General features: G+C 66.6%; 18 protein-coding genes and 1 tRNA gene. 16 read left to right on the plus strand and 3 right to left on the minus strand.

Annotated features, from left to right (window positions below; translation table 11 throughout):
* Positions 1 to 151: 151 nt before the first annotated feature.
* Positions 152 to 1543 carry a sigma-54 interaction domain-containing protein gene (locus tag H587_RS0106170; protein WP_027175519.1) on the minus strand — a complete coding sequence of 464 codons (1392 nt, stop codon included), beginning with the start codon at positions 1541 to 1543 and terminating at the stop codon, positions 152 to 154.
* Positions 1544 to 1741: 198 nt separating this feature from the next.
* Here H587_RS0106170 and H587_RS0106175 point away from each other — a divergent pair, with 198 nt between their 5' ends.
* Both H587_RS0106175 and H587_RS0106180 read left to right on the plus strand, forming a co-directional pair.
* Positions 1742 to 2734 (plus strand): 4Fe-4S dicluster domain-containing protein, encoded by a 993-nt coding sequence (locus tag H587_RS0106175; protein ID WP_027175520.1) that lies wholly within the window; start codon positions 1742 to 1744, stop codon positions 2732 to 2734.
* A complete protein-coding gene (locus H587_RS0106180; RefSeq protein WP_027175521.1) occupies positions 2727 to 3191 on the plus strand; it encodes a hypothetical protein in 465 nt (154 codons plus the stop codon). The genes H587_RS0106175 and H587_RS0106180 overlap by 8 nt, the downstream gene beginning before the upstream one ends.
* Positions 3192 to 3266: 75 nt before the next feature.
* On the opposite strand, the gene H587_RS0106185 is transcribed toward H587_RS0106180, so the two are convergent.
* Entirely contained in the window at positions 3267 to 5210 is a 1944-nt protein-coding gene (locus H587_RS0106185; RefSeq protein WP_027175522.1) for a molybdopterin biosynthesis protein, read from the minus strand.
* Positions 5211 to 5222: 12 nt separating this feature from the next.
* A complete protein-coding gene (locus tag H587_RS0106190) occupies positions 5223 to 6422 on the minus strand; it encodes an aminopeptidase (protein ID WP_027175523.1) in 1200 nt (399 codons plus the stop codon).
* Between the two features lie 237 nt (positions 6423 to 6659).
* On the opposite strand from H587_RS0106190, the gene H587_RS0106195 reads away from it, so the two are divergent.
* The 14 genes from H587_RS0106195 (at position 6660) to H587_RS0106260 (ending at position 19149) form a co-directional block, all read left to right on the plus strand.
* Positions 6660 to 6848, plus strand: coding sequence for a ferredoxin (locus tag H587_RS0106195; protein WP_027175524.1), 189 nt, complete (start codon positions 6660 to 6662; stop codon positions 6846 to 6848).
* Positions 6849 to 7065: 217 nt separating this feature from the next.
* Positions 7066 to 7881, plus strand: a complete 816-nt coding sequence (locus H587_RS0106200) for a YkgJ family cysteine cluster protein (protein ID WP_027175525.1) — start codon at positions 7066 to 7068, stop codon at positions 7879 to 7881.
* Between the two features lies 1 nt (position 7882).
* The gene (locus tag H587_RS0106205; RefSeq protein WP_051202492.1) at positions 7883 to 8230 is read left to right on the plus strand and encodes a hypothetical protein; all 348 of its coding nucleotides are present in this window, start codon (positions 7883 to 7885) and stop codon (positions 8228 to 8230) included.
* 16 nt (positions 8231 to 8246) lie between these two features.
* Positions 8247 to 8873, plus strand: coding sequence for a tetratricopeptide repeat protein (locus tag H587_RS0106210; protein WP_027175527.1), 627 nt, complete (start codon positions 8247 to 8249; stop codon positions 8871 to 8873).
* A gap of 16 nt (positions 8874 to 8889) precedes the next feature.
* Positions 8890 to 9588: a DVU0298 family protein gene (locus H587_RS17540; protein ID WP_034608646.1), complete on the plus strand. Its 699-nt coding sequence runs from the start codon at positions 8890 to 8892 to the stop codon at positions 9586 to 9588.
* A gap of 46 nt (positions 9589 to 9634) precedes the next feature.
* Positions 9635 to 9711 (plus strand) — tRNA-Val (locus tag H587_RS0106220).
* An 83-nt stretch (positions 9712 to 9794) separates the two neighbouring features.
* Positions 9795 to 11750 carry a threonine--tRNA ligase gene (thrS, locus tag H587_RS0106225; protein ID WP_027175528.1) on the plus strand — a complete coding sequence of 652 codons (1956 nt, stop codon included), beginning with the start codon at positions 9795 to 9797 and terminating at the stop codon, positions 11748 to 11750.
* On the plus strand, positions 11746 to 12261 hold the full coding sequence (infC, locus tag H587_RS0106230) for a translation initiation factor IF-3 (RefSeq protein ID WP_211219492.1): 516 nt from the start codon (positions 11746 to 11748) through the stop codon (positions 12259 to 12261). Before thrS ends, infC begins: the two co-directional genes overlap by 5 nt.
* A gap of 42 nt (positions 12262 to 12303) precedes the next feature.
* The gene (rpmI, locus tag H587_RS0106235; RefSeq protein WP_027175530.1) at positions 12304 to 12501 is read left to right on the plus strand and encodes a 50S ribosomal protein L35; all 198 of its coding nucleotides are present in this window, start codon (positions 12304 to 12306) and stop codon (positions 12499 to 12501) included.
* A 91-nt stretch (positions 12502 to 12592) separates the two neighbouring features.
* The gene (gene rplT, locus H587_RS0106240; protein ID WP_027175531.1) at positions 12593 to 12946 is read left to right on the plus strand and encodes a 50S ribosomal protein L20; all 354 of its coding nucleotides are present in this window, start codon (positions 12593 to 12595) and stop codon (positions 12944 to 12946) included.
* A 27-nt stretch (positions 12947 to 12973) separates the two neighbouring features.
* Positions 12974 to 14002: a phenylalanine--tRNA ligase subunit alpha gene (pheS, locus tag H587_RS0106245; RefSeq protein ID WP_245560830.1), complete on the plus strand. Its 1029-nt coding sequence runs from the start codon at positions 12974 to 12976 to the stop codon at positions 14000 to 14002.
* Between the two features lie 144 nt (positions 14003 to 14146).
* On the plus strand, positions 14147 to 16546 hold the full coding sequence (gene pheT, locus H587_RS0106250; RefSeq protein ID WP_027175533.1) for a phenylalanine--tRNA ligase subunit beta: 2400 nt from the start codon (positions 14147 to 14149) through the stop codon (positions 16544 to 16546).
* 96 nt (positions 16547 to 16642) lie between these two features.
* The gene (locus H587_RS17545) at positions 16643 to 16981 is read left to right on the plus strand and encodes a MerR family transcriptional regulator (protein WP_034608648.1); all 339 of its coding nucleotides are present in this window, start codon (positions 16643 to 16645) and stop codon (positions 16979 to 16981) included.
* Entirely contained in the window at positions 16978 to 19149 is a 2172-nt protein-coding gene (locus H587_RS0106260; RefSeq protein ID WP_027175534.1) for an AsmA family protein, read from the plus strand. The genes H587_RS17545 and H587_RS0106260 overlap by 4 nt, the downstream gene beginning before the upstream one ends.
* Positions 19150 to 19444 lie beyond the last annotated feature (295 nt).

Here is a 19444-nt window from a genome sequence, read left to right on the forward strand (position 1 = left end):
CGGGGTGTCGGAAGGCATCCTTTTTCATCGTTTTCGGGGACGCGGCGACGCCAGGGGCGGGCAGTCCGCGAGACGGGGTACACCCTATGCAAAATGAAATACCCTGTCCAGAAGCATGTTCGGGGGCTGTTTTGCAAAAATGGCAAGCCGCCTATTCCGTGACCACCTTGCGCATGTCCAGGCCGAATTTGCGCATACGGTTCTGCACGGTGAGCCGGTTCACGCCCAGGATGCGCGCGGCGGCTGACTTGTTGCCGCCGGTCCGGCGCAGTGCCTCGACGAGTTCGACCTTCTCGCGTGGCGCTCCCGCCTCCTGGAAGATTGCCGCCGGGTCCGGCGCACAGGTTCCGGCCGCGCCGTGGGCGATCTGCTGGGGCAGATGCTCGGGGCCGATGAGCCCTTTGTCGCAGACCACGGAGGCGTACTCCAGGGCGCTTTTCAGCTCACGGACGTTGCCGGGCCAGGAATGCCGCGCCAGACGATCCAGGGCGTCCGGGGTCAGGCCCTCGACGGTTCGGCCGGAGGTGCGGTTCAGGCGCCGGATGAAGTGCTCCACCAGGAGCGGGATGTCCTCGCGACGTTCGCGCAGCGGCGGCAGATGGATGGGCAGGACGTTGATGCGGTAGAAGAAGTCCTGGCGGAAGCGTTTGGCGGCCACCAGCTCGGGCAGATTCTGGTTGGTGGCGGTGATGATCCGGGCGTCCATGGTCAACGGGCGGTTGTCGCCCACGCGTTCGAAGAGCTTGGTCTCCAGTACGCGCAGGAGCTTGACCTGGATGGGCAGGGGCACATCGCCCACCTCGTCCAGGAACACGTCGCCCCCGGCGGCCTCCTCGAAGCGGCCGGTGCGGTGGCGGTAAGCCCCGGTGAACGCACCCTTGACGTGGCCGAATATCTCGGACTCCAGCAGGGCGTCGTTGAAGGCCGCGCAATTGATCTGCACGAAGGGCCCGTCCCGGCGCGGCCCCAGGGCATGGATGGCCCTGGCCGCGAGTTCCTTGCCCGTGCCGGACTCTCCGAGGATGATCACCGGGGCGTCGCTTTGGGCCGCGCGCTCCAGGATTTCGTAGACCCGGCGCATGGCCGGAGAGCGGCCGATGAGTCCCTGAAAGCCCTCCTCGGCGTCCAGGATGCGCGACAGCTCCCGGATCTTCAGGTCGCGTTTGTCCAGTTCGCTGATGTCCGTGACCGTCTCCACCGCGCCGATGGCCCGGCCCTGGCTGTCCTGGAGGATTGCCGCGTTTTTGAGCACGTGGGCCAGGGTGCCGTCCTTGCGCTTCAGGTGGCAGCTTTTGAGGGTTTCACGCATGGTGTCGAAGAGGCGGCACCAGTGGGCCCGGCCCTCGGCCCGGGACTTGCGGCAGACGTCGCAGCCGAGCACGGAGCAGGGCTGGTCCATGAGTTCTTCCCGGGAGTAGCCCGTGATCCGCGAGAGGGCGTCGTTGACCATCATGATGCTGCCGTCCGGGCGGACGAGCATCATGCCGTCGTTCATGGTGTCGATGATCTCGCGCAGGTGGAGGTTGATTTCCTCTTCGGTCACGGCGTTCTCCCCATGTGTTTAGACATGTGTTAACATAGACATGCGAATCGCGCTTGGCAACGTCCGTTATTGAGGAGTGAAAAGGCGAGCGATGCGAGAGGGTTGCACCGGCGCCCCCGCTGGGCATGATTCATGCTTGTTTCCACTGTCCGGTCAAGGCCGGATATGGACCAATTTTCATATAAGGATATGAGGACGATGACGACGAAGAGTCGAGTTCCCTTGAACCGCCGGGGCTTTCTCAAGGCCCTGGGCCTGGGCGGGCTGACCCTCCTGGCTCCCGGCGCGGCCGGGGCCGGGACGAAGGGCTCGGACCGCGAACTGGTCACGGTCCTGGACCTCTCCAAATGCGTGGGCTGCGGGGCCTGCGTGGCGGCCTGCCGGGAGGGCAACGCGGCCAAGTTCCCGGAGCCGGTGAAGCCGTTCCCGGAGATGTTCCCCGCGCGCTCCAAGCCCGAGGACTGGTCGGACAGGCGCGATGTGGACGATCGGCTGACTCCCTACAACTGGCTCTACATTCAGAGCGTCGAGGTGGAGTGGAAGGGGGAGACGGTCGCCGTGAACATCCCCCGGCGCTGTCTGCATTGCGTCAACCCGCCGTGCGCCAACCTCTGTCCTTGGGGGGCGGCGGGCAAGCAGGCCGACGGCATCGTGCGCATCAACGACACGGTGTGCCTGGGCGGGGCCAAGTGCCGGGACGTCTGCCCCTGGCGCATTCCCCAGCGCCAGACCGGCGTGGGCCTGTATCTGAAGCTCCTGCCGCGCTTCGGCGGCAACGGGGTCATGTACAAGTGCGACCGCTGCCACGAACTGGTGGCCCGGGGCGAGAACCCCCGCTGCATCGCGGCCTGCCCCTATGGGGTGCAGAGCATCGGCCCGCGCTCCGAGATGATCGCCAGGGCACGCGACCGAGCCCGGGGCATGGACGGGTTCCTCTATGGCCTGACCGAGAATGGCGGTACGAACAGCATCTACGTCTCGCCCGTGCCTTTCGATCTGCTGGACGCCGCCCTGACCGAGGCCCGTGCCACCGGGCCGGGCCGTCCGCACTTGGGGACGGTGGCCGACAGCATGGCCGACGAGAGCAACCTGGCCTGGGCCACGCTCCTGGCCCCCGTGGCCGGAGTGGCCGCCGGAGTGCTCGGCTTGGCCGCGCGGACTGGCAAGGACAAGGAGGACGGTCATGACTAGGCGTCCGGGAGGCTCCCGGCTGGGGCGGGTTTATGTCTGGATCGCCGCCGGACTGGCCCTCACCGGCATGGCCCAGATGCCCATCTTCAAGAGGTATTACATCGCCGACCTGCCCGGTTTGGGATGGCTGGCGGATTATTACCTGACGAACAAGCTGCACTACGCCCTGGCCGCCGCGCTCCTGGCCGTCATGGGCTTCGCCGCCGCCCGTTGGCTTCGCGACTGGCGTTTCCATCGGCGGCTCACGCCCCTGGGGTTGGTTCGTGTGGCGCTCCTGGCCGGGCTGGCGTTGAGCGGCGGGTTGCGGGTGCTCAAGAACCGGCCGGAGCTGGCCTTCGACCCCCTGACCGTGATGCTGGTGGACTGGACGCACCTGGGCCTGGCCGTGCTGCTGGGAATTGTGGCCCTGGCCGCGGTGCTGACCGGACGCTCGCACTACGCCGCGCCGGACTCCTGAATCGGTCTTCCCTGAAAAGAAAGCTGGGCCCTTCAGGGCCCGGCTTTCTTACCGTTCGGCGCTGGTCCGTTCGCGTCAGCCGCCGAGCCCCGCCCCGGGGTGCATCTTCCGTCCCGTGAGCGTGGTTTCATAGCCGCCCAGGGCCTGGATGTCCTTCTGGAACTTTTTCGAACGCACCAGTTCCAGCAGGGCCAGGATGCGCGGATCCTCGGCATGGGCGCGTGGGATGACCAGGTCGTAGCGTTCCCGCGCCAGGGGCAGGAAGTCCAGCCCCAGGGCCTTGGCCGCCGCGTAGATGCCCAGGCCGCAGTCGGCCGCTCCGGTGAGCACGTTCACGGCCACGGCCATGTGCGTGAACTCCTCGCGGTCGTAGCCGCGTACCTCCTCGGGCCGGATGCCCGCGGTTTTCAGATGATGGTCCAGGAGAATGCGCGTGCCCGCGCCCTTCTGGCGATTGATGAAGAGCACGTCCGGCCGGGCCAGGTCGCTCACGGCGCTGATGTTCTTGGGGTTGCCCGGAGCCACGATGAGCCCCTGGTGGCGGATGGCCAGATTGACGACCAGGACCTCCACGTCCGGCAGATAGCGGAGCAGGAACGGAAAGTTGAAGTCCTGGGTCTCGGGATCGAAGAGATGGCTGCCCGCGAACAGGGCGGTGCCGTCGCGCAGGGCCGAAAGTCCGCCCATGCTGCCCACATGGCTGGAGACGAGCTGCATGGGCTCGGGCAGGCCCATGAGTTCGTTGCCGAGCATGTCGATCACGTTGTCGTGGCTGCCGATATGCACCAGCACGCGGTCCAGGTTCTCGCGCGGGGTCAGCAGCTCCACCCGTACCCGGGCGTCCTGCTCCAGACCCTCGCTGTCCGCCGGAATGCGCGTGAGGCCCTGGGCCTTGGTCAGGCTGGTGATCAACCCCGCGCCCCGGGGCAGGGGGGCGGCCACGAACTCCTGGCCCACGCGGCCCACTGCCAGGCGCACGACCTCCTCCATGCCGGGGCGGGAGGGCAGCTTGCGGGCCAGCCGGGCCGTGACTTCCGGCCGGGCCGGGCGCGCCGAGCGCGAGAGCCACGCCACCAGCGGGGCCAGCACGTCTTCCAGGCAGATCACCGCGCTCACCGGATAGCCGGGCACCCCCACGAGCAGCTTGCCGTTTTTGGCCACGGCCAGCAGGCTGGGCTTGCCGGGCATGACCGCGATGCCGTGGACCAGGATCTGCCCCAACTCCTCGAACACGGCTCGGGTATAGTCCTTGGACCCGGCCGAAGAGCCAGCGCCCACGCAGATGATCTGGCTTTCGCCGTCCAGGGCCTGGGTCACGGCGGCCTTGAGGGATTCGCGGTCGTCGGGCGCCGGCGGCGCGCAGACCGGATCCGCGCCCCAGGCGCGCGCCAGGGCCGCGAAGACCTGGGAGTTGGACTCGATGACCTGACCCGGCGCGGGGGTAGGCTTGGAGCGGAAATCCAGAACCTCGTCGCCGGTGGGGATGAAGGTCAGGCGGACCCGGGCGCGGACCTCGACCTCGAAGATGCCCGCCGAGAGGAGCGCCCCGATGTCGTAGGCCGAGAGGGTCCGGTTCTGGGGCAGGATCATCTCCGTGGCCACGATGTCCTCGCCGATGCGGCGCACGTGTTGCCAAGGAAAGGCCGGGGCCTCCAGAAGAACGGCGTCGCCGTCGGCCCTGACCACGTGTTCGACCATGACCACGGCGTCCATTCCCGAAGGCAGGGAATTGCCGGTGTTGACCTCCACGTAGTCCGTGCCCTTGCGCAAGGTCACGGGGCTGCCGTCGCGGGCGGTGAAGGTGGACTCGGCGCGCACGGCGATGCCGTCCATGGCCGCGGCGTGGAAGGTGGGCGAGGAGCAGCGGGCGATCACCGGCCGGGCCGTGACCCGGCCCAGGGCCTCGTGGGCGGCGACGGTTTCGACGCCCAGCAGGGCGTCCCGGTTCAGGGCCTTCCTGGCGCGTTCCACGGCCTCGGCCACGGGAACGGTGGTCAGGTAGATGTTGCGCTCGTCCATGCGGGCAGCCTCCTAGCGGTGGAATTGGCCGTTTTCGTACAGGACCAGACTCGATCCGCCCGCCAGCCGGGCGGTGACGGTCTTGCTCTCCGTGTTCACGAGATCCCAGTGCAGAGCCGAATCGTTGAACCCCAGGGCCGCTTTCTTCTCCTCGTCCAGCGTGGACTGGTCTCCGGCGAAGGTGTCGGCGTAGGAGGCTCCCACGGCCACGTGGCAGTTGCCGTGCTCCCCGCCGAAGTTCTCGTCGAAGAGGGTGTTGGCCATGAAGGCGCTGATGCGCGAATGGCGGCGGTCGGTGAGCGAGAATTCGCCCAGCCGTCCCGCGCCTTCGTCCATGGTGAGCTGCTTCTTCACGAAGTCTTCGCCTTCTTCGGCGGTGGCCGTGGTCACGGAGCCGTTCTCGAAGGTCAGGCGCACGCCGCGCACGAGGTTGCCGGAGCGGTAGGAGGGCTGGTCCGCGTGATAGGTTCCCCGCGTGCCGCGCCAGTCCGGCGAGAGGAAGATCTCGAAGCTCGGGATGTTGTGGCCCGAGACGCCGAGCCAGCGGCGTTGTTCGCCGGGGGTCACGGTCAGGTCCGTGCCCTCGGACTCCACGCGCAGGGAGGCGATGGGCAGAGAGTTGAGCCAGTCCTTGACCTCCTGAGCCTGGGTGAACAGCTCACGCCAGCGCCCCACGGGGTCGGCCTGGTCCAGGAAACAGGCCGCCTTGATCTGGGCCGCGTAGTCTTCCAGGGGCAGCCCGGCCGCGTCGGCCATGGCCCGGGTGGGCCAAGCGCATAGGGTCCAGCCGAACTGGCCGCGCTGTTCGCGCTTGTCCATGACGTCGCGCAGGAATTTGCGGGCCACGGCGGCGGTTCCGATCTTCTTCGGGTCCACTCCGGCCAGGTGGGTCAGCGAGGCGGGCGCGATGAGCGAGATGAGGCCGTTCAGGTTCTCGAACAATTCCCGTTCGCCCGGGGGCACGTCGGCCACCTGGGCCTCGCTGCCCAGGCTGTAGAAGTTCTTTTCCATGCCGGGGGTGAGGTTCAGGCGCTGCACGGGGTTGAGCCCCTTCTCCAGAAGCAGGGCGTATACCGCCTCGGCCAGGGGCAGGGCGTCCAGGTCGTAGCGCAGCAGAACCCGGTCTCCGGAAACGTAGGGCTTGGTCCGGGCCGTGATCAGGCCCCACCAGAGGGTTTCGGCGTAGGCGCGCAATTCATGGGGCTGAAACATCGAGTCTCCTCGGTTGGTTGTCTTCGGCTCTGTCCGACATAATAAAGGATGCGCGGGCAAAGCTCAACAAGCACCGGGAGTTGCCGGGCGGCGGCTTCTCCTTGACAGGGAAGGGAGCCGAGGCTATCAGCACCAGAACCCGGCGGGCCGGGAAAACCCCGCGCCGCGCCGCCGGAGCCCGGAGACCGGGCGGATGAGACCAAGGGAGCATGCTCCCAGATAACCCCGGAGGATACAATGGGTTACAAGATCACTGTGGACGTGGACAAGTGCATCGGCGACGGCGAGTGCGTTGATGTCTGCCCCGTGGAGGTCTATGAGCTTCAGGACGGCAAGGCCGTTCCGGTGAACATGGAAGAGTGCCTGGGTTGCGAATCCTGCGTCGAGGTCTGCGAGCAGGACGCCATCACCGTCGAGGAAGAATAGTCGTCCGGTCCGGGCGGGGTTTCGGCCCCGCCCGGGCTTGCCCGGAAACGGCCGCGAGGCCGCTCCGGCCCGCCCGCCCACGGGCGTCCTGAACCGGGTCTTCTCCCGGTTTTTTTGTTTTTCTCCCGCTCATTTTCCGGTTTGACGAGCCGGGAAAATGCATTACCTTTCGCGGCAGCCGGGCCCGCCCCGGACAATCCGCCCAGGAGCAGAGCACATGTCGCTGGACTTCACCGAATTCTTCAAGAAATACGAGGCGATCATAGGCGAGGCCGACAAGGTCTTCGAGACGGTCAAGGTCCAATCCGGGGACCGGGTGCGCTGCAAGGAAGGCTGCAGCGATTGCTGTCACGCCCTCTTCGACCTGACCCTCATCGAGGCCCTCTACGTCAACCACCATTTCAACTCCTCCTACTCCGGCCTGGAGCGTTCACGCATCCTGGACCGGGCCGACGAGGCCGACCGCGCCGTGCACAAATTCAAGCGCGACATGTTCAAGGCCTCCCAGGCGGGAACCTCCACCGAGGACATTTTGCGCGAGGCCGCCCGGGCCAAGGTCCGCTGTCCGCTGCTGAACGACGACGACCTGTGCGCCCTCTACGCGCGCCGTCCCGTGACCTGCCGCATCTACGGCGTACCCACGGCCATCGGCGGCGCCGCGCACACCTGCGGTCGTTCCGGCTTCGAGCCCGGGGGCAAGTATCCCACCGTGTTCCTGGACAAGCTCCAGGACCGGCTCTACCTCCTGAGCCACGAGCTGGCCACGGCCATCGGCAGCCGCTACCGTGAGCTGGGCGCGGTGCTCGTGCCCCTGTCCATGGCCCTGCTGACCAGCTACGACGAGGAATATCTGGGCCTGGCCGCGCCCAAGGCCGAGCCCAAGCCGGACTTCTCCGCCGCCCTGCTCAAGGAGCCGGTCAAGGATGAGGCCTGCGGCTCCTGCGACAAGGATTCCTCGGCCTGCGCCTCCTGCAAGGAGAAATCCTTCAGCATCACCATCGGCGGCCCGGATGCGGGCGGCAAGGAGGACTGAGATGGGCACCATGACCCCGGAGCAGATCGACGAGCAGAAGAAGCTCATGTACGAGAAGCTCTCGCCCCGGCGGCGCAAGTTCGTGGACAAGATCGGCTACGAGAACTGGGATCCGTTCCAGAAGCCCTTCGATCCCATCGACATCCGCCGGGATGTGACCGGGCACACGCCGCAGGAGCTGTATTCCGCGTTCATCAAGTCGCGGCCCAAGCCGCCCACGCCGGATTACGCCTCGACCATCGCGGAGTTCACCGTGGTCATGATCCACAACAGCGAGCGCATGCGGCCCATCTACGATTTCTGTCTGTGGTATTCGACGATGCTGGAAAAGTACGGCAAGACCCTGTAACCGCGAGGACCATCCCATGTCCGAACAGCAGTTCGCCAACGTGGACGAATACATCGCCGACCTGAAGGCCAAGCTCCAGAAGAACGGGGAGTGCGGCAACACCTGGTACAATCTGGGCGTGGCCCTGCTCTCCAAGCGCGACTTCCTGGAGGCCGAGCGGGCCTTCCGCGAGGCCGTGGGCAACTCGCCCAAGCTGGCCGAGGCCTATGTGCAACTCGGCGGCATCGCCATGCACCGGGGCGATCTGGGATCCTGCCTGAGCTACAACGTTCAGGCCACCCAGGTGCGGCCCTTCTTCGCCGTGCCCTGGGGCAACATCGGCTTCTGCCATCTTCAGCAGGGCGACTCGGAGAAGGCCGTCAAGGCTCTGGAGAAGGCCATCAAGTACGACCCGAACTTCGTGCAGGCCATGGCCACCAAGGGCAGCGCGCATTTCCAGCGCGGTGAGCTGGACGACGCCGCCCGGGATCTGGAGAAGGCCGTGTCGCTTCAGCCCATGTTCGGCCCGGCCTGGAACAACCTGGCCCTGGTGCATGCCGAGAAGGGCGAGTGGGCCAAGGCCGACGAGTGCGTGAAGAAGGCCCAGGAATCCGGCTACGAGGTTCCGGCCGAGTTCCTGCAAGAGATCGCGTCCAACCTCTAGCACGGGGTCCGCGTCCATGTCCGGTTTCCGGCAGCTGAAGCAGACGGTTCGGGCGATCCTGGCCGCGCCGGACTGGAGCGCCCGCCTGGACGAGCTGGCCGCCTGGCCGCCTGCGCAGCTCACCGGGCCGCTTTTCGGACTTCTGCTGGACCGGGACGAGGAGATCCGCTGGCGGGCGGTGGAGGCCTTCGGGCTGACCGCCGCGCGGCTCGCCGACTCCGGCATGGAGCAGGCCCGGGTGCTCATGCGCTCGTGCATGTGGCGGCTCAACGAGGAATCAGGCAACCTGGGCTGGGGCATCCCGGAGTGCATCGGCGCGAGCCTCGCGCGGCACGAGGGCCTGGCCCGGGAATATCACCGCATCCTCTGTTCCTACATTTTCGACGACCCGGCGCGGGACGGCAACTATCTGGACCACGCCCTGCTGCGGCGCGGGGCCTACTGGGGCATCGCCCGCCTGGCCCAGGTCCGGCCCGCCTTGGTGGAGTCGGCCCGACCGTTCCTGCTGACGGCCCTGAACGACGCCGACCCGGGCAACCGGGGGCTGGCGGCCTGGGCCCTGGGCATCCTGGGGGCCGCCGAAGCCCTGTCCGGGCTGCGCGCCCTGGCGGGGGACGAGGCGTCCTTCCCGTTGTTCCGCGACGGGGAAGTGCGCCGGGCCACGGTGGGCGGGCTGGCCGAGGAGGCCGCCGGGATCGTGGAGAAATCCGCTTGACAAAAAACGGGCGGCTCGCATATAGAAGCGTTCCCCCGGAGGAAATAGGCGCGTAGCTCAGTTGGTTAGAGCACTAGCTCGACACGCTAGGGGTCAGGAGTTCAAGTCTCCTCGTGCCTACCATATTTGAACGGAAGGGAGGCCCATGCCTCCCTTTCGTTATCTTGCGCCGCGAACGGGGAAAGCGCGCGGGAAGGAGTGAAGTCGTGCAGGTCGAGGTCGCGGGACAGAATGTCGAGGTGGAGAAGGGTGGCGTCATCGGTGACGTGCTCAAGTCCGTTCTGTCCAACAAGCAATACAAGAATACCGTTGTCGCCCGCTGCGGCGGAGCGCTCCTGGACCTGACCGCCCCCGTTCCCGAGGACTGCCCGGCCCTTGAACCCGTCTCCGCCGAGAGCCCCGAGGGACTGGACGTGATCCGTCACTCCACGGCCCACCTCATGGCCGAGGCCGTGAAGAAGCTCTTCCCCCAGGCCAAGGTGACCATCGGGCCGTCCATCGAGAACGGCTTCTACTACGATTTCGAGTTCGAGCGTCCATTCACGCCCGAGGATCTGGAGGCCATCGAGGCCGAGATGACCCGGAGCGTGGGCGCGGACAAGCCCTTCTCGCGCCGGAACGTCACGGCGGACGAGGCCTCTCGGTTGTTCGACGCCGAGGGCGAAAATTACAAGGTGGAGCTGATCCGCGACCTGGGCGCGCCCGAGGTTTCCCTCTACACCCACGGCGGTTTCACCGACCTCTGCCGGGGCCCGCATGTGCCCCGCACGGGTCTGCTCAAGGCCTTCAAGCTGCTCACCGTGGCCGGAGCCTATTGGCGCGGCGACGAGAAGAACCCTCAGCTCCAGCGCATCTACGGCACGGCCTGGGCCAACCCCAAGGATCTGGCCAAGCATCTGCACCAACTGGAGGAGGCCAAGAAGCGCGACCACCGCAAACTGGGAACCCAGCTCGACCTGTTCAGCTTCCACGAGGAGGCCGGGGCGGGCTTCGTCTTCTGGCATCCCAAGGGCGCGCTCCTGCGGGCCATTCTGGAGGACTTCGAGCGCAAGGAGCACCTCAAGCGCGGCTACGAGTTCGTGCAGGGCCCGCTGCTGCTCAAGCGCGACCTCTGGGAACGCTCGGGTCACTACGACAACTACCGTGAGAACATGTATTTCACGGAGATCGACGAGCAGGCCTACGGCGTCAAGCCCATGAACTGCTTGGCGCACATGATCATCTACAAGTCGCGCATCCGCAGCTACCGCGACCTGCCCAAGCGCTTCTTCGAGCACGGCGTGGTCCACCGCCACGAGAAGTCCGGCGTGCTTCACGGGCTGTTGCGCGTGCGTTCCTTCACCCAGGACGACGCGCACATCATCTGCCGCCCGGACCAGCTCCAGGACGAGATCATCGGCGTGGTGAACTTCGTGCGCGACGTCATGAGCCTCTTCGACTTCGACTTCACCGCCGAGATCAGCACCCGGCCGGAGAAGTCCATCGGCAGCGACGAGGACTGGGAGCGCGCCACCGAAGCCCTGACCAACGCCCTGGACACCATGGGCCTGCCCTATGAGATCAATGAGGGCGACGGCGCCTTCTACGGGCCGAAGATCGACATCAAGATCAAGGACGCCCTGGGCCGCAGTTGGCAGTGCGCCACGGTGCAGTGCGACTTCACCTTGCCCGATCGCTTCGATTTGATGTATGTGGGAGAGGATGGGGACCGCCATCGCCCGGTGATGATCCACCGGGTCATCCTGGGGTCGGTGGAGCGCTTCATCGGTGTGCTCACCGAGCACTTCGCCGGAGCCTTCCCGGTCTGGCTCTCGCCGGTGCAGGCCCGCATCGTCACCGTCACGGACGCCCAGAACCCGTTCGCGGAAAAGGTCTTGCGGTTTTTACGGGAAAAGGGCATTCGTGCCGAAGCGGATTTGCGCAACGAAAAGCTGGGCTACAAGATTCGCGAGGCCCAGCTTGAGAAGATTCCATACATGCTTGTCGTCGGCGACAAGGAAGTGGAGGCCGGGGCTGTCAACGTGCGTCTGCGCGAAGGCGGCGATCCCGGCATGAAGCCGCTGGAAGACGCGGCGGCCATGATCCTTGACGCCGCCCAGGAACCTTTCAAACGCGGAGGGATGCGCTATAGCTTTTCCACGGCGACAGGGCCCGCCGATTAAGGATGATGGAGTCCGCCGCAACGAGCGGATTCGCATTCCTCAGATCCGGGTCATTGACGATGATGGTTCCCAGCTCGGGATCATGGCCACGGCTGACGCTTTGCGTCACGCTCAGGAGAAGGGTCTCGACCTCGTGGAGGTTTCGCCCAACGCCGATCCGCCGGTCTGCCGCATCATGGACTTCGGCAAGTTCAAGTACCAGCAGCAGAAACGGCAGCAGGAAGCCAAGAAGAAACAGACAGTCATTCAGATCAAGGAAGTGAAGTTCCGGCCCAAGACCGACGAGCACGACTACCAGACGAAGCTCAAGCATATCAAGCGCTTCCTGGAAGACGGCGACCGCGTCAAGGCCACCGTGTTCTTCCGGGGGCGGGAGATCGTGCATAAGGACAGGGGACAGAACATGCTGGACCGCGTGGTGGAAGACCTGCGCGAGATAGCGAAGATGGAGCAGGGGGCCCAGTTCGAGGGCCGGACCATGAACATCATGCTGGCCCCGATCAAGAAATAGGCGACGGCCGGTTTTTCCGGTTGTTCATTTAAGGAGGAAAGAATGCCCAAGCTCAAGACCAACCGCAGCGCCGCCAAGCGCTTCAGCGTCACGGGCAGTGGCAAGTTCAAGCGCCGCCGCAAGAACCTGCGCCACATCCTGACCAAGAAGAACGCCAAGCGCAAGCGTCGTCTCGGCCAGTCCACCGTTGCGGACTCCACCAACGAGAAGGGACTGCGCCGCCTGATGCCCTACGCCTAGGCGTAGCTGAAACGAACCCAAAGACTCTGGTCCACCCGCCAAAGCCCACGCGGCAGTTGGGGGGTCCAAAGCGAATTCGGAGGAACGAGCAATGAGAGTCAAACGTGGTCTCGCCGCCCATCGGCGACACAAGAAATTCCTGAAGATGGCCAAGGGCTACCGTGGTTCCGGGCGGCGTTTGTACGTCACCGCCCGGGAGCGTGTCGAAAAGGCCCTGGTTTTCGCCTACCGCGACCGCAAGAACCGCAAGCGCGAATTCCGCAAGCTCTGGATCGTGCGCATCAACGCCGGCGCCCGCCTGTGCGGCCTGTCCTACAGCCGTATGATGAACGGCCTGAAGAAGGCCGGAATCGAGCTGAACCGCAAGGTGCTGGCCGACATGGCCGTGCGCGACAAGGACGTGTTCGCCAAGATCGCCGAGGCCGCCAAGGCCCAGGTGGCGTAGACGGTGGCCAAGGACATCCGGTCCTTTCTGGAATCACTGGACGACCTGGCCCGGGCGTGTGAAGAGCGCCGGGGCCAGGTTTCTTCCTTGAAGGATCTGGAGGAACTGCGCGTCGAATTCCTCGGCCGCAAGGGGCGCCTGGCCCAGTGCATGCTGGACCTGCCCGGCATGAGCGCCGAGGACAAGCCCACCGCCGGCCGCAAGGCCAACGAGATCAAGGCCGCCCTCACCGAGATCATCGAGGGCCGCGAGCGCGAGCTGGCGGCCGCCGAGGCCGGGGCCGCCCTGTCCCGCTTCGACCCCACGCTGCCCGGCCGTCGTCCCCAGCAAGGCTCCCTGCACCCCGTGACCCTGGTGACCCAGGAAATCTGCGACGTGTTCGCGGGCCTGGGCTTCGACGTGGTCTCCGGGCCCGAGGTGGAGAGCGACTGGTACAATTTCGAGGCCCTGAACATCCCGCCCGAACATCCGGCGCGGGACATGCAGGATACCCTCTACGTCTCGGAGTCCATCGTCCTGCGCACGCACACCTCGCCCCTGCAGGTGCGCACCATGCTCGCCCGCAAGCCGCCGGTGGCGGTCGTTGCCCCTGGCAAGGTCTACCGCCGCGACTCGGACATCACCCACACGCCCATGTTCCACCAGATCGAGGGCCTGCTGGCCGACCGCAAGGTGAGCATGGGCGACCTGCGCGGAACGCTCACGGCCTTCGTGCGCGCGGTCTTCGGCGCGGACACCCGGGTGCGCTTCCGGCCGAGCTTCTTCCCCTTCACCGAACCGAGCGCCGAGGTGGACATCTCCTGCGTGCTCTGCGGCGGCAAGGGGCACGTCGGCTCGGAGCCCTGCCGCGTGTGCAAGCGCACGGGCTGGGTGGAGATCCTGGGTTGCGGCATGGTCGATCCCAACGTCTTCGCCGCCGTCGGCTACGATCCCGAGGAAATCACGGGCTTCGCCTTCGGCATGGGCGTCGAGCGCGTGGCCATGCTCAAGTACGGGGTCAACGACCTGCGCATGTTCTTCGAGAACGACGTCCGGTTCCTGGAACAGTTCGCCTGACCCGGGGGGCGCCGCGCGCGTCCCCGTTCGGCATATTCCCCGGGCCGTCGCGGCGTGCCGCGCCGGCCCGGCCTGTTGCAAGCGTCGGGAGTGGGCTTGGGGAAGGCCCGCATCCCGCAAAGGGGCCTTCCCCGGAGTCCGTCCATGCTCATCTCTCTTTCCTGGCTGCGTGAGTTCGTGCCCTACGAGGGCGACGTTCAAAACCTCGGTGACCGGCTGACCATGCTCGGCCTGGAGCTGGAGGGCATCCACGACCCCTTCGCGGAGATCGCCCAGGTGGTCGTGGGCCACGTGACCGAGTGCGCCAGACACCCCGAGTCCGATCATCTTTCCGTCTGTTCCGTCGACATCGGCACGGGCGAACTCCTATCTATAGTCTGCGGCGCGCCCAACGTGGCCGCCGGGCAGAAGGTGCCCGTGGCCCCCGTGGGCAGCACCCTGCCCGGCGGGCTGCAGATCAAGAAGGCGAAGCTCCGCGGCGTGCCCTCCATGGGCATGATCTGCTCCGAGCGCGAACTGGGGCTCTCCGAGGCCCACGAGGGCATCCTGGTCCTGCCGGACTCCTGCGGCGTGGGCCGGCCCCTGACCGAGGCCCTGAACCTGGAGCGCACGGTCCTGGACATATCCATCACGCCCAACCGCGCGGACTGTCTGAGCGTGCTCGGCATCGCCCGGGAGACCGCCCTGGCCTTCGGCCTGCCCCTGACGATGCCGTCCTGCGCGGTGGAGGAAGGCGGCGAGGACGCGGCCGGACTGCTGGCCCTGGAGATCGCGGACGGCGAACTCTGCCCCCTGTATCAGGCCCGGCTGCTCTCCGGCGTGCGCATGGGCAAGGCCCCGGACTGGATGCGCTACCGGCTCACGGCCGTTGGCCTGCGGCCCATCAGCAACATCGTGGACGTGACCAACTACGTCATGATGGAGCTGGGGCATCCCCTGCATGCCTTCGACCGCGACCTCCTGGCGGGCGCGAAAATACGCGTGGCCCCGGCCATCGACGGCATGCTTTTCACGACCCTGGATGGCCAGGAGCGCAAGCTCTTGGCCTCGGACCTGCTCATCTGGGACGGTGAGAAGCCGGTGGCCCTGGCGGGCGTCATGGGCGGCCTGAACAGCGAGATCGGCGACGGGACCACCGAGGTGGCCTTGGAGTGCGCCGTGTTCCGGCCCGGAACCATCCGCCGCACCGCCCGCCGCCTGGCCCTGCCCAGCGAGGCGTCCTACCGCTTCGAGCGCGGCGTGGACCAGGTGGGCGCGCGTCTGGCCGTGGATCGCGCGGCCCGGCTCATGGCCGAGGTCTCCGGGGCCCGCGTCCTGCGCGGCGTGGTGACCGCCGAGCCCAAGCCCTGGACGACCCGGGTGCATGGATTCCGCCTGGGGCGCTGCAACGATCTCCTGGGCCTCGAACTGGCCCCAGAGTTCGCCCGCGAGACGTTCACACGCATGGGCTGCCTCGTGGACGAGTCCGACGCCGCCCGCTGGTCCGTGACCACGCCGCCCTGGCGGTTGGACCTGGAGCGCGAGGTGGACCTCTCCGAGGAACTGGCCCGGGTGTACGGAGTGGACCGCATTCCGGCCGTGCTTCCGCGCGTGGCCAAGTCCCTGGACGTCGTGGGCCGGGAGGAAGGCGAGTTCGCCTTCAACCGCCGGATCAAGGCCTGGGCCTCGGGCGTGGGCCTGCGCGAGGTGGTCAACTACAGCTTCGTGGGCCAGAAGGATTTGGACCTGCTTTGTCTGGAGGGCGGCTGCCGTATCGCCATCGCCAACCCGCTCACCGAGGAGCAGAACGTCCTGCGCACGGCAGTGGCCCCGAGCCTGCTCCAGAACCTCAAGCACAACATCGCCCAGGGCAATGCGCGGCTGCGGCTGTTCGAGCTGGCCCGGGTGTACTTCGAGGACCAGGATTCGGAGACCCGCGCCCGAGAGCACACCCGGCTGGGGATCCTTTTGCACGGTCCGCGCTTCGCCGAGGATTGGCCCTGGCCCTTGGAGGACGCCGATTATCTCGACGCCAAGGGACTGGTCGAGGGGCTTTTCGAACACCTCAAGCTGGGCCGCCCGGAGTTTGCCGCCCTGGACGGGCACTGCTTCCTGGAACCCGCCGTGGCCGTGAGCCTGGAGGGCAAGACTCTGGGTACGCTGGGCCGGGTCAAGGCCGACATGGCCGACGCCCATCACGCCCGCCGCGAGGTCTGGATGGCCGACCTGGACGTGGACCTTCTCCGCGCGCTGCACACGGCCCGCAAGGTCGAGTTCCGGCCGCTGCCCACCTTCCCGCCGGTGCGCCGGGACGTGACCGTGACCTGCCCCGGCGGCCTGGCCGCCGAGTCCGTGCGCCGGACCATCCAGGAACTCCGTCCGCAGTTCCTGGAGAGCGTGGAAATGGTCGACCTGTTCACGCCCGCCCCGGACAAGGACGAGCGCAACCTGACCTTCCGCCTGACCTACCGTCACTCGGCCCGGACCCTGAAGGACAAGGAAGTGGACAAGGAACACGGCAAGATGGTCGACGGGTTGCTGCAAAAGCTGCCGGTTCGGCTGTAGGCGTTTCCGCCGTTCAGAATCCAGGGGGCTCCGGCCCCCTTTTTTTCGCTTGTTTCAGGTGTTCCCCGCGCCCCCTTCCTCTGCTATTGTTCCCTCATGGACGGGAAATCCGGCTCCAAGACCTACAAGATCGGCCAGGCCGCCGAACTGCTCGGCATCAAGCCCTTTGTGCTGCGCTTCTGGGAGGGCGAGTTCCCCCAGTTGGAGCCGTTGCGCACGGCTTCGGGCCAGCGCATGTACAGCGAGGAGCAGCTCGGGCTGGTGCGTGAGATCAAGCACCTGCTCTACGACGAGGGCCTGACCATCGAGGGCGCGCGCAAGCGCCTGGAGGAAAAGGGGCCCAGCGACCTGCTGCGCGAAGTGCGCGACGAGCTGCTGGCCATCCGCGACCTGCTCGCGGGCAAGGACGGTTTCAACACGGAGGTGCGCTCATGAACAAATGGCTCAAGTATGGATTGCTGACCCTCGGTGTGGGAGTGCTGCTCCTGGTGATCGGGGCGGTGATTTTCGTGAGCACCTTCGACCCGAACCAGTACAAGACCCAGATCGCCGAGGCCGTGAAGAAGGCCACGGGCCGCGACCTCGCCTTTCAGGGCGACGTGAAGGTGTCGGTCTTTCCCTGGATCGGGGCCGACGTGGGCGGTGTGACCCTGGGCAACGCCCCCGGCTTCGGCGACAAGCCCATGGTCAGCTTCACCTCGGCCAAGGTCCGCATCAAGCTTTTGCCGCTCCTCTCCGGCAGTGTGGAGATGGGCAAGGTGAGCCTGGACAACCTGACCCTCAACCTGGCTCGGGCCAAGGACGGGCGGACCAACTGGGACGACCTCGCGGGCAAGGGCGAGGACAAGGGCGCCGCTCCGGCGTCGGCGCCATCCAAAAGCGGCGGGGAATTGTCCCTGGCCGTGGGCGGACTGGCGATCACCAACGCCAACATCTTCTGGGAGGACGCCAAGGAAGGCAAGAGCTACGCCGTGCGCGAGGTGAACCTGGAAACCGGGGCCATCGATCCCGGCGACCCGTTCGACTTCAAGCTCGCCTTCGCCCTGGACAGCACGGAGCCCGAACTGCGGACACGCAACGTCCTCTCCGGCGTCGCGACCCTGGACACCGGCGCGAAACGCTATGCGGTGAAGGATTTCAAACTTTCGGTCCAGGCCCAGGGCAAGGCCGTGCCCGGCGGCAAGGTCGAGGCGGTCCTGGCCGCGGCCCAGGCCCAGACCGACCTCAAGGCTCAGACAGGTGGGCTTTCCGGCCTCGTGTTCACGGCCTACAACCTGAAGGTCACGGGTCAGGCCGATGCGGCCAAGATACTGGACGGCCCCGAGGCCTCCGGGCAACTGGAGATCGCGCCCTTCGACGTCAAGGAACTGCTCCGCTCCCTGGGACAGGCCCCGCTGGAGACCGCCGACCCCGAGGCCCTCAAGCAGGTCTCGGCCAAGCTCTCGTTCAAGACCGCCAAGGACAAAGCCTCCGTGGACAAGCTCCTGTTGAAGCTGGACCAGACCACCTTGGAGGCGGTGGCCTCGATACAGAACTTCGCCAAGCCGTTTTACGCCCTGACCGCCCAGGTGGACAGCATCGACGTGGATCGTTATCTGCCGCCCAAGAAACAAGGCGGCGGGAGTCCCTCGGGCCAGTCCTCCGGAGCCTCCGGCGGCTCCGGCGAAGTCATCCCGGTGAAAGTCATCCGCGACCTGGGCCTGGACGCCCGGCTGGACGTGGGCAAACTCAAGGTCTCCGGCTTGCGCCTGAGCGACGTGAAGGTGCGGGCCCAGGCCAAGGACGGCCTGCTCACCGTGGACCCGGCGGAGTTGCTGCTCTACGGCGGCAGTCTCGCTTCCGCGCTTTCCATCGACTGTCGCCCGGATACGCCGCACAGCGCCGTGCGCGCGACCCTGTCCAAGGTCCAACTCGGGCCGCTGCTCAAGGACATGAGCGGCAAGGACAACATCGACGGCAACCTGAACCTCAAGGCCGATCTGCGCACCACCGGGGCCACGGTCCCGGCCCTCAAGCGCGGGCTCGGCGGCAACTTGGCCCTGGACATCCACGACGGCGTGTTCCCGGGCGTGGACCTGGAGGCCATGACCAAGGCGGTCATGTCGGCGGGCGGCAAGAGTGGCACGGTGCAGGGCAAGTCCTCGGACCGCACACCGTTCGGCTCCATCACGGCCACGGCCGTGGCCGCCAACGGCGTCATCGTCAACCGCGACCTGGACGTGCGCTCGCCCAACGTGCGGGCCGACGGCGAGGGGCAGGTGAACCTGCCGGCCGACAGCATCGACTACCTCGTGCGGGCCCGGCTCGTGGCCGCCACCTCCTCGGACACCGGGCTCCTGGTGCCAGTGCGCATCAAGGGCAGCCTGTCCGATCCGTCCTTCGGCGTGGACTTGGCCGAGTACTTCAAGGGCGCGGCCGCCGGTCTGGTCAAGGGGGTGGGCGGAGCGGTCCAGGGAGTCGGCGGGGCCATCGGCGGGGCCGTTGAGGGCGTGTTCGGCGGCAAGAAGAAGGAATCCTCCGGCACGTCGACGCAGCAGACACAGCCGCAGCAGGAGCCGAAGAAGAAGGGCGGCGCCCTGGAAGGACTCAAGAAGCTCTTCTAGCAGCCACGCCTTCCGGAAAAAATGAAAAGGGCCTCCACCGTCGGTGGGGGCCCTTTGTGCTTCCGACGCGGAGCGGAAGCGGCCGGGGCCCGCCGGAGGGAGTGGCCGGCGGGCCCGTTGCGAGGAGTCCGGCTTCGGGGCCTCGCGCTCTGGTCGAAGCGCGTTGCCCCAGAGAGTCGAGGAGTGTCTTGTCGCTAAGATTTTGATAATCATTTTCATGATGGTCTGTCAAGTGCTGCGGGGTGGGATTTTTCAGTTGCCCTTCTGCCGCTATATTGATATTGAAAATCAAAAT

This window comes from Desulfovibrio aminophilus DSM 12254 (assembly GCF_000422565.1).
GTDB lineage: Bacteria > Desulfobacterota > Desulfovibrionia > Desulfovibrionales > Desulfovibrionaceae > Aminidesulfovibrio > Aminidesulfovibrio aminophilus.

Excerpts from the sequence above, each read along its gene's own strand:
- H587_RS0106175 (WP_027175520.1), top strand. The coding sequence starts at position 1,742 with ATGACGACGAAGAGTCGAGTTCCCTTGAACCGCCGGGGCTTTCTCAAG.
- H587_RS0106180 (WP_027175521.1), top strand. The coding sequence starts at position 2,727 with ATGACTAGGCGTCCGGGAGGCTCCCGGCTGGGGCGGGTTTATGTCTGG.
- H587_RS0106185 (WP_027175522.1), bottom strand. The coding sequence starts at position 5,210 with ATGGACGAGCGCAACATCTACCTGACCACCGTTCCCGTGGCCGAGGCC.
- H587_RS0106190 (WP_027175523.1), bottom strand. The coding sequence starts at position 6,422 with ATGTTTCAGCCCCATGAATTGCGCGCCTACGCCGAAACCCTCTGGTGG.
- H587_RS0106195 (WP_027175524.1), top strand. The coding sequence starts at position 6,660 with ATGGGTTACAAGATCACTGTGGACGTGGACAAGTGCATCGGCGACGGC.
- H587_RS0106200 (WP_027175525.1), top strand. The coding sequence starts at position 7,066 with ATGTCGCTGGACTTCACCGAATTCTTCAAGAAATACGAGGCGATCATA.
- H587_RS0106205 (WP_051202492.1), top strand. The coding sequence starts at position 7,883 with ATGGGCACCATGACCCCGGAGCAGATCGACGAGCAGAAGAAGCTCATG.
- H587_RS0106210 (WP_027175527.1), top strand. The coding sequence starts at position 8,247 with ATGTCCGAACAGCAGTTCGCCAACGTGGACGAATACATCGCCGACCTG.
- H587_RS17540 (WP_034608646.1), top strand. The coding sequence starts at position 8,890 with ATGTCCGGTTTCCGGCAGCTGAAGCAGACGGTTCGGGCGATCCTGGCC.
- rpmI (WP_027175530.1), top strand. The coding sequence starts at position 12,304 with ATGCCCAAGCTCAAGACCAACCGCAGCGCCGCCAAGCGCTTCAGCGTC.
- rplT (WP_027175531.1), top strand. The coding sequence starts at position 12,593 with ATGAGAGTCAAACGTGGTCTCGCCGCCCATCGGCGACACAAGAAATTC.
- pheT (WP_027175533.1), top strand. The coding sequence starts at position 14,147 with ATGCTCATCTCTCTTTCCTGGCTGCGTGAGTTCGTGCCCTACGAGGGC.
- H587_RS17545 (WP_034608648.1), top strand. The coding sequence starts at position 16,643 with ATGGACGGGAAATCCGGCTCCAAGACCTACAAGATCGGCCAGGCCGCC.
- H587_RS0106260 (WP_027175534.1), top strand. The coding sequence starts at position 16,978 with ATGAACAAATGGCTCAAGTATGGATTGCTGACCCTCGGTGTGGGAGTG.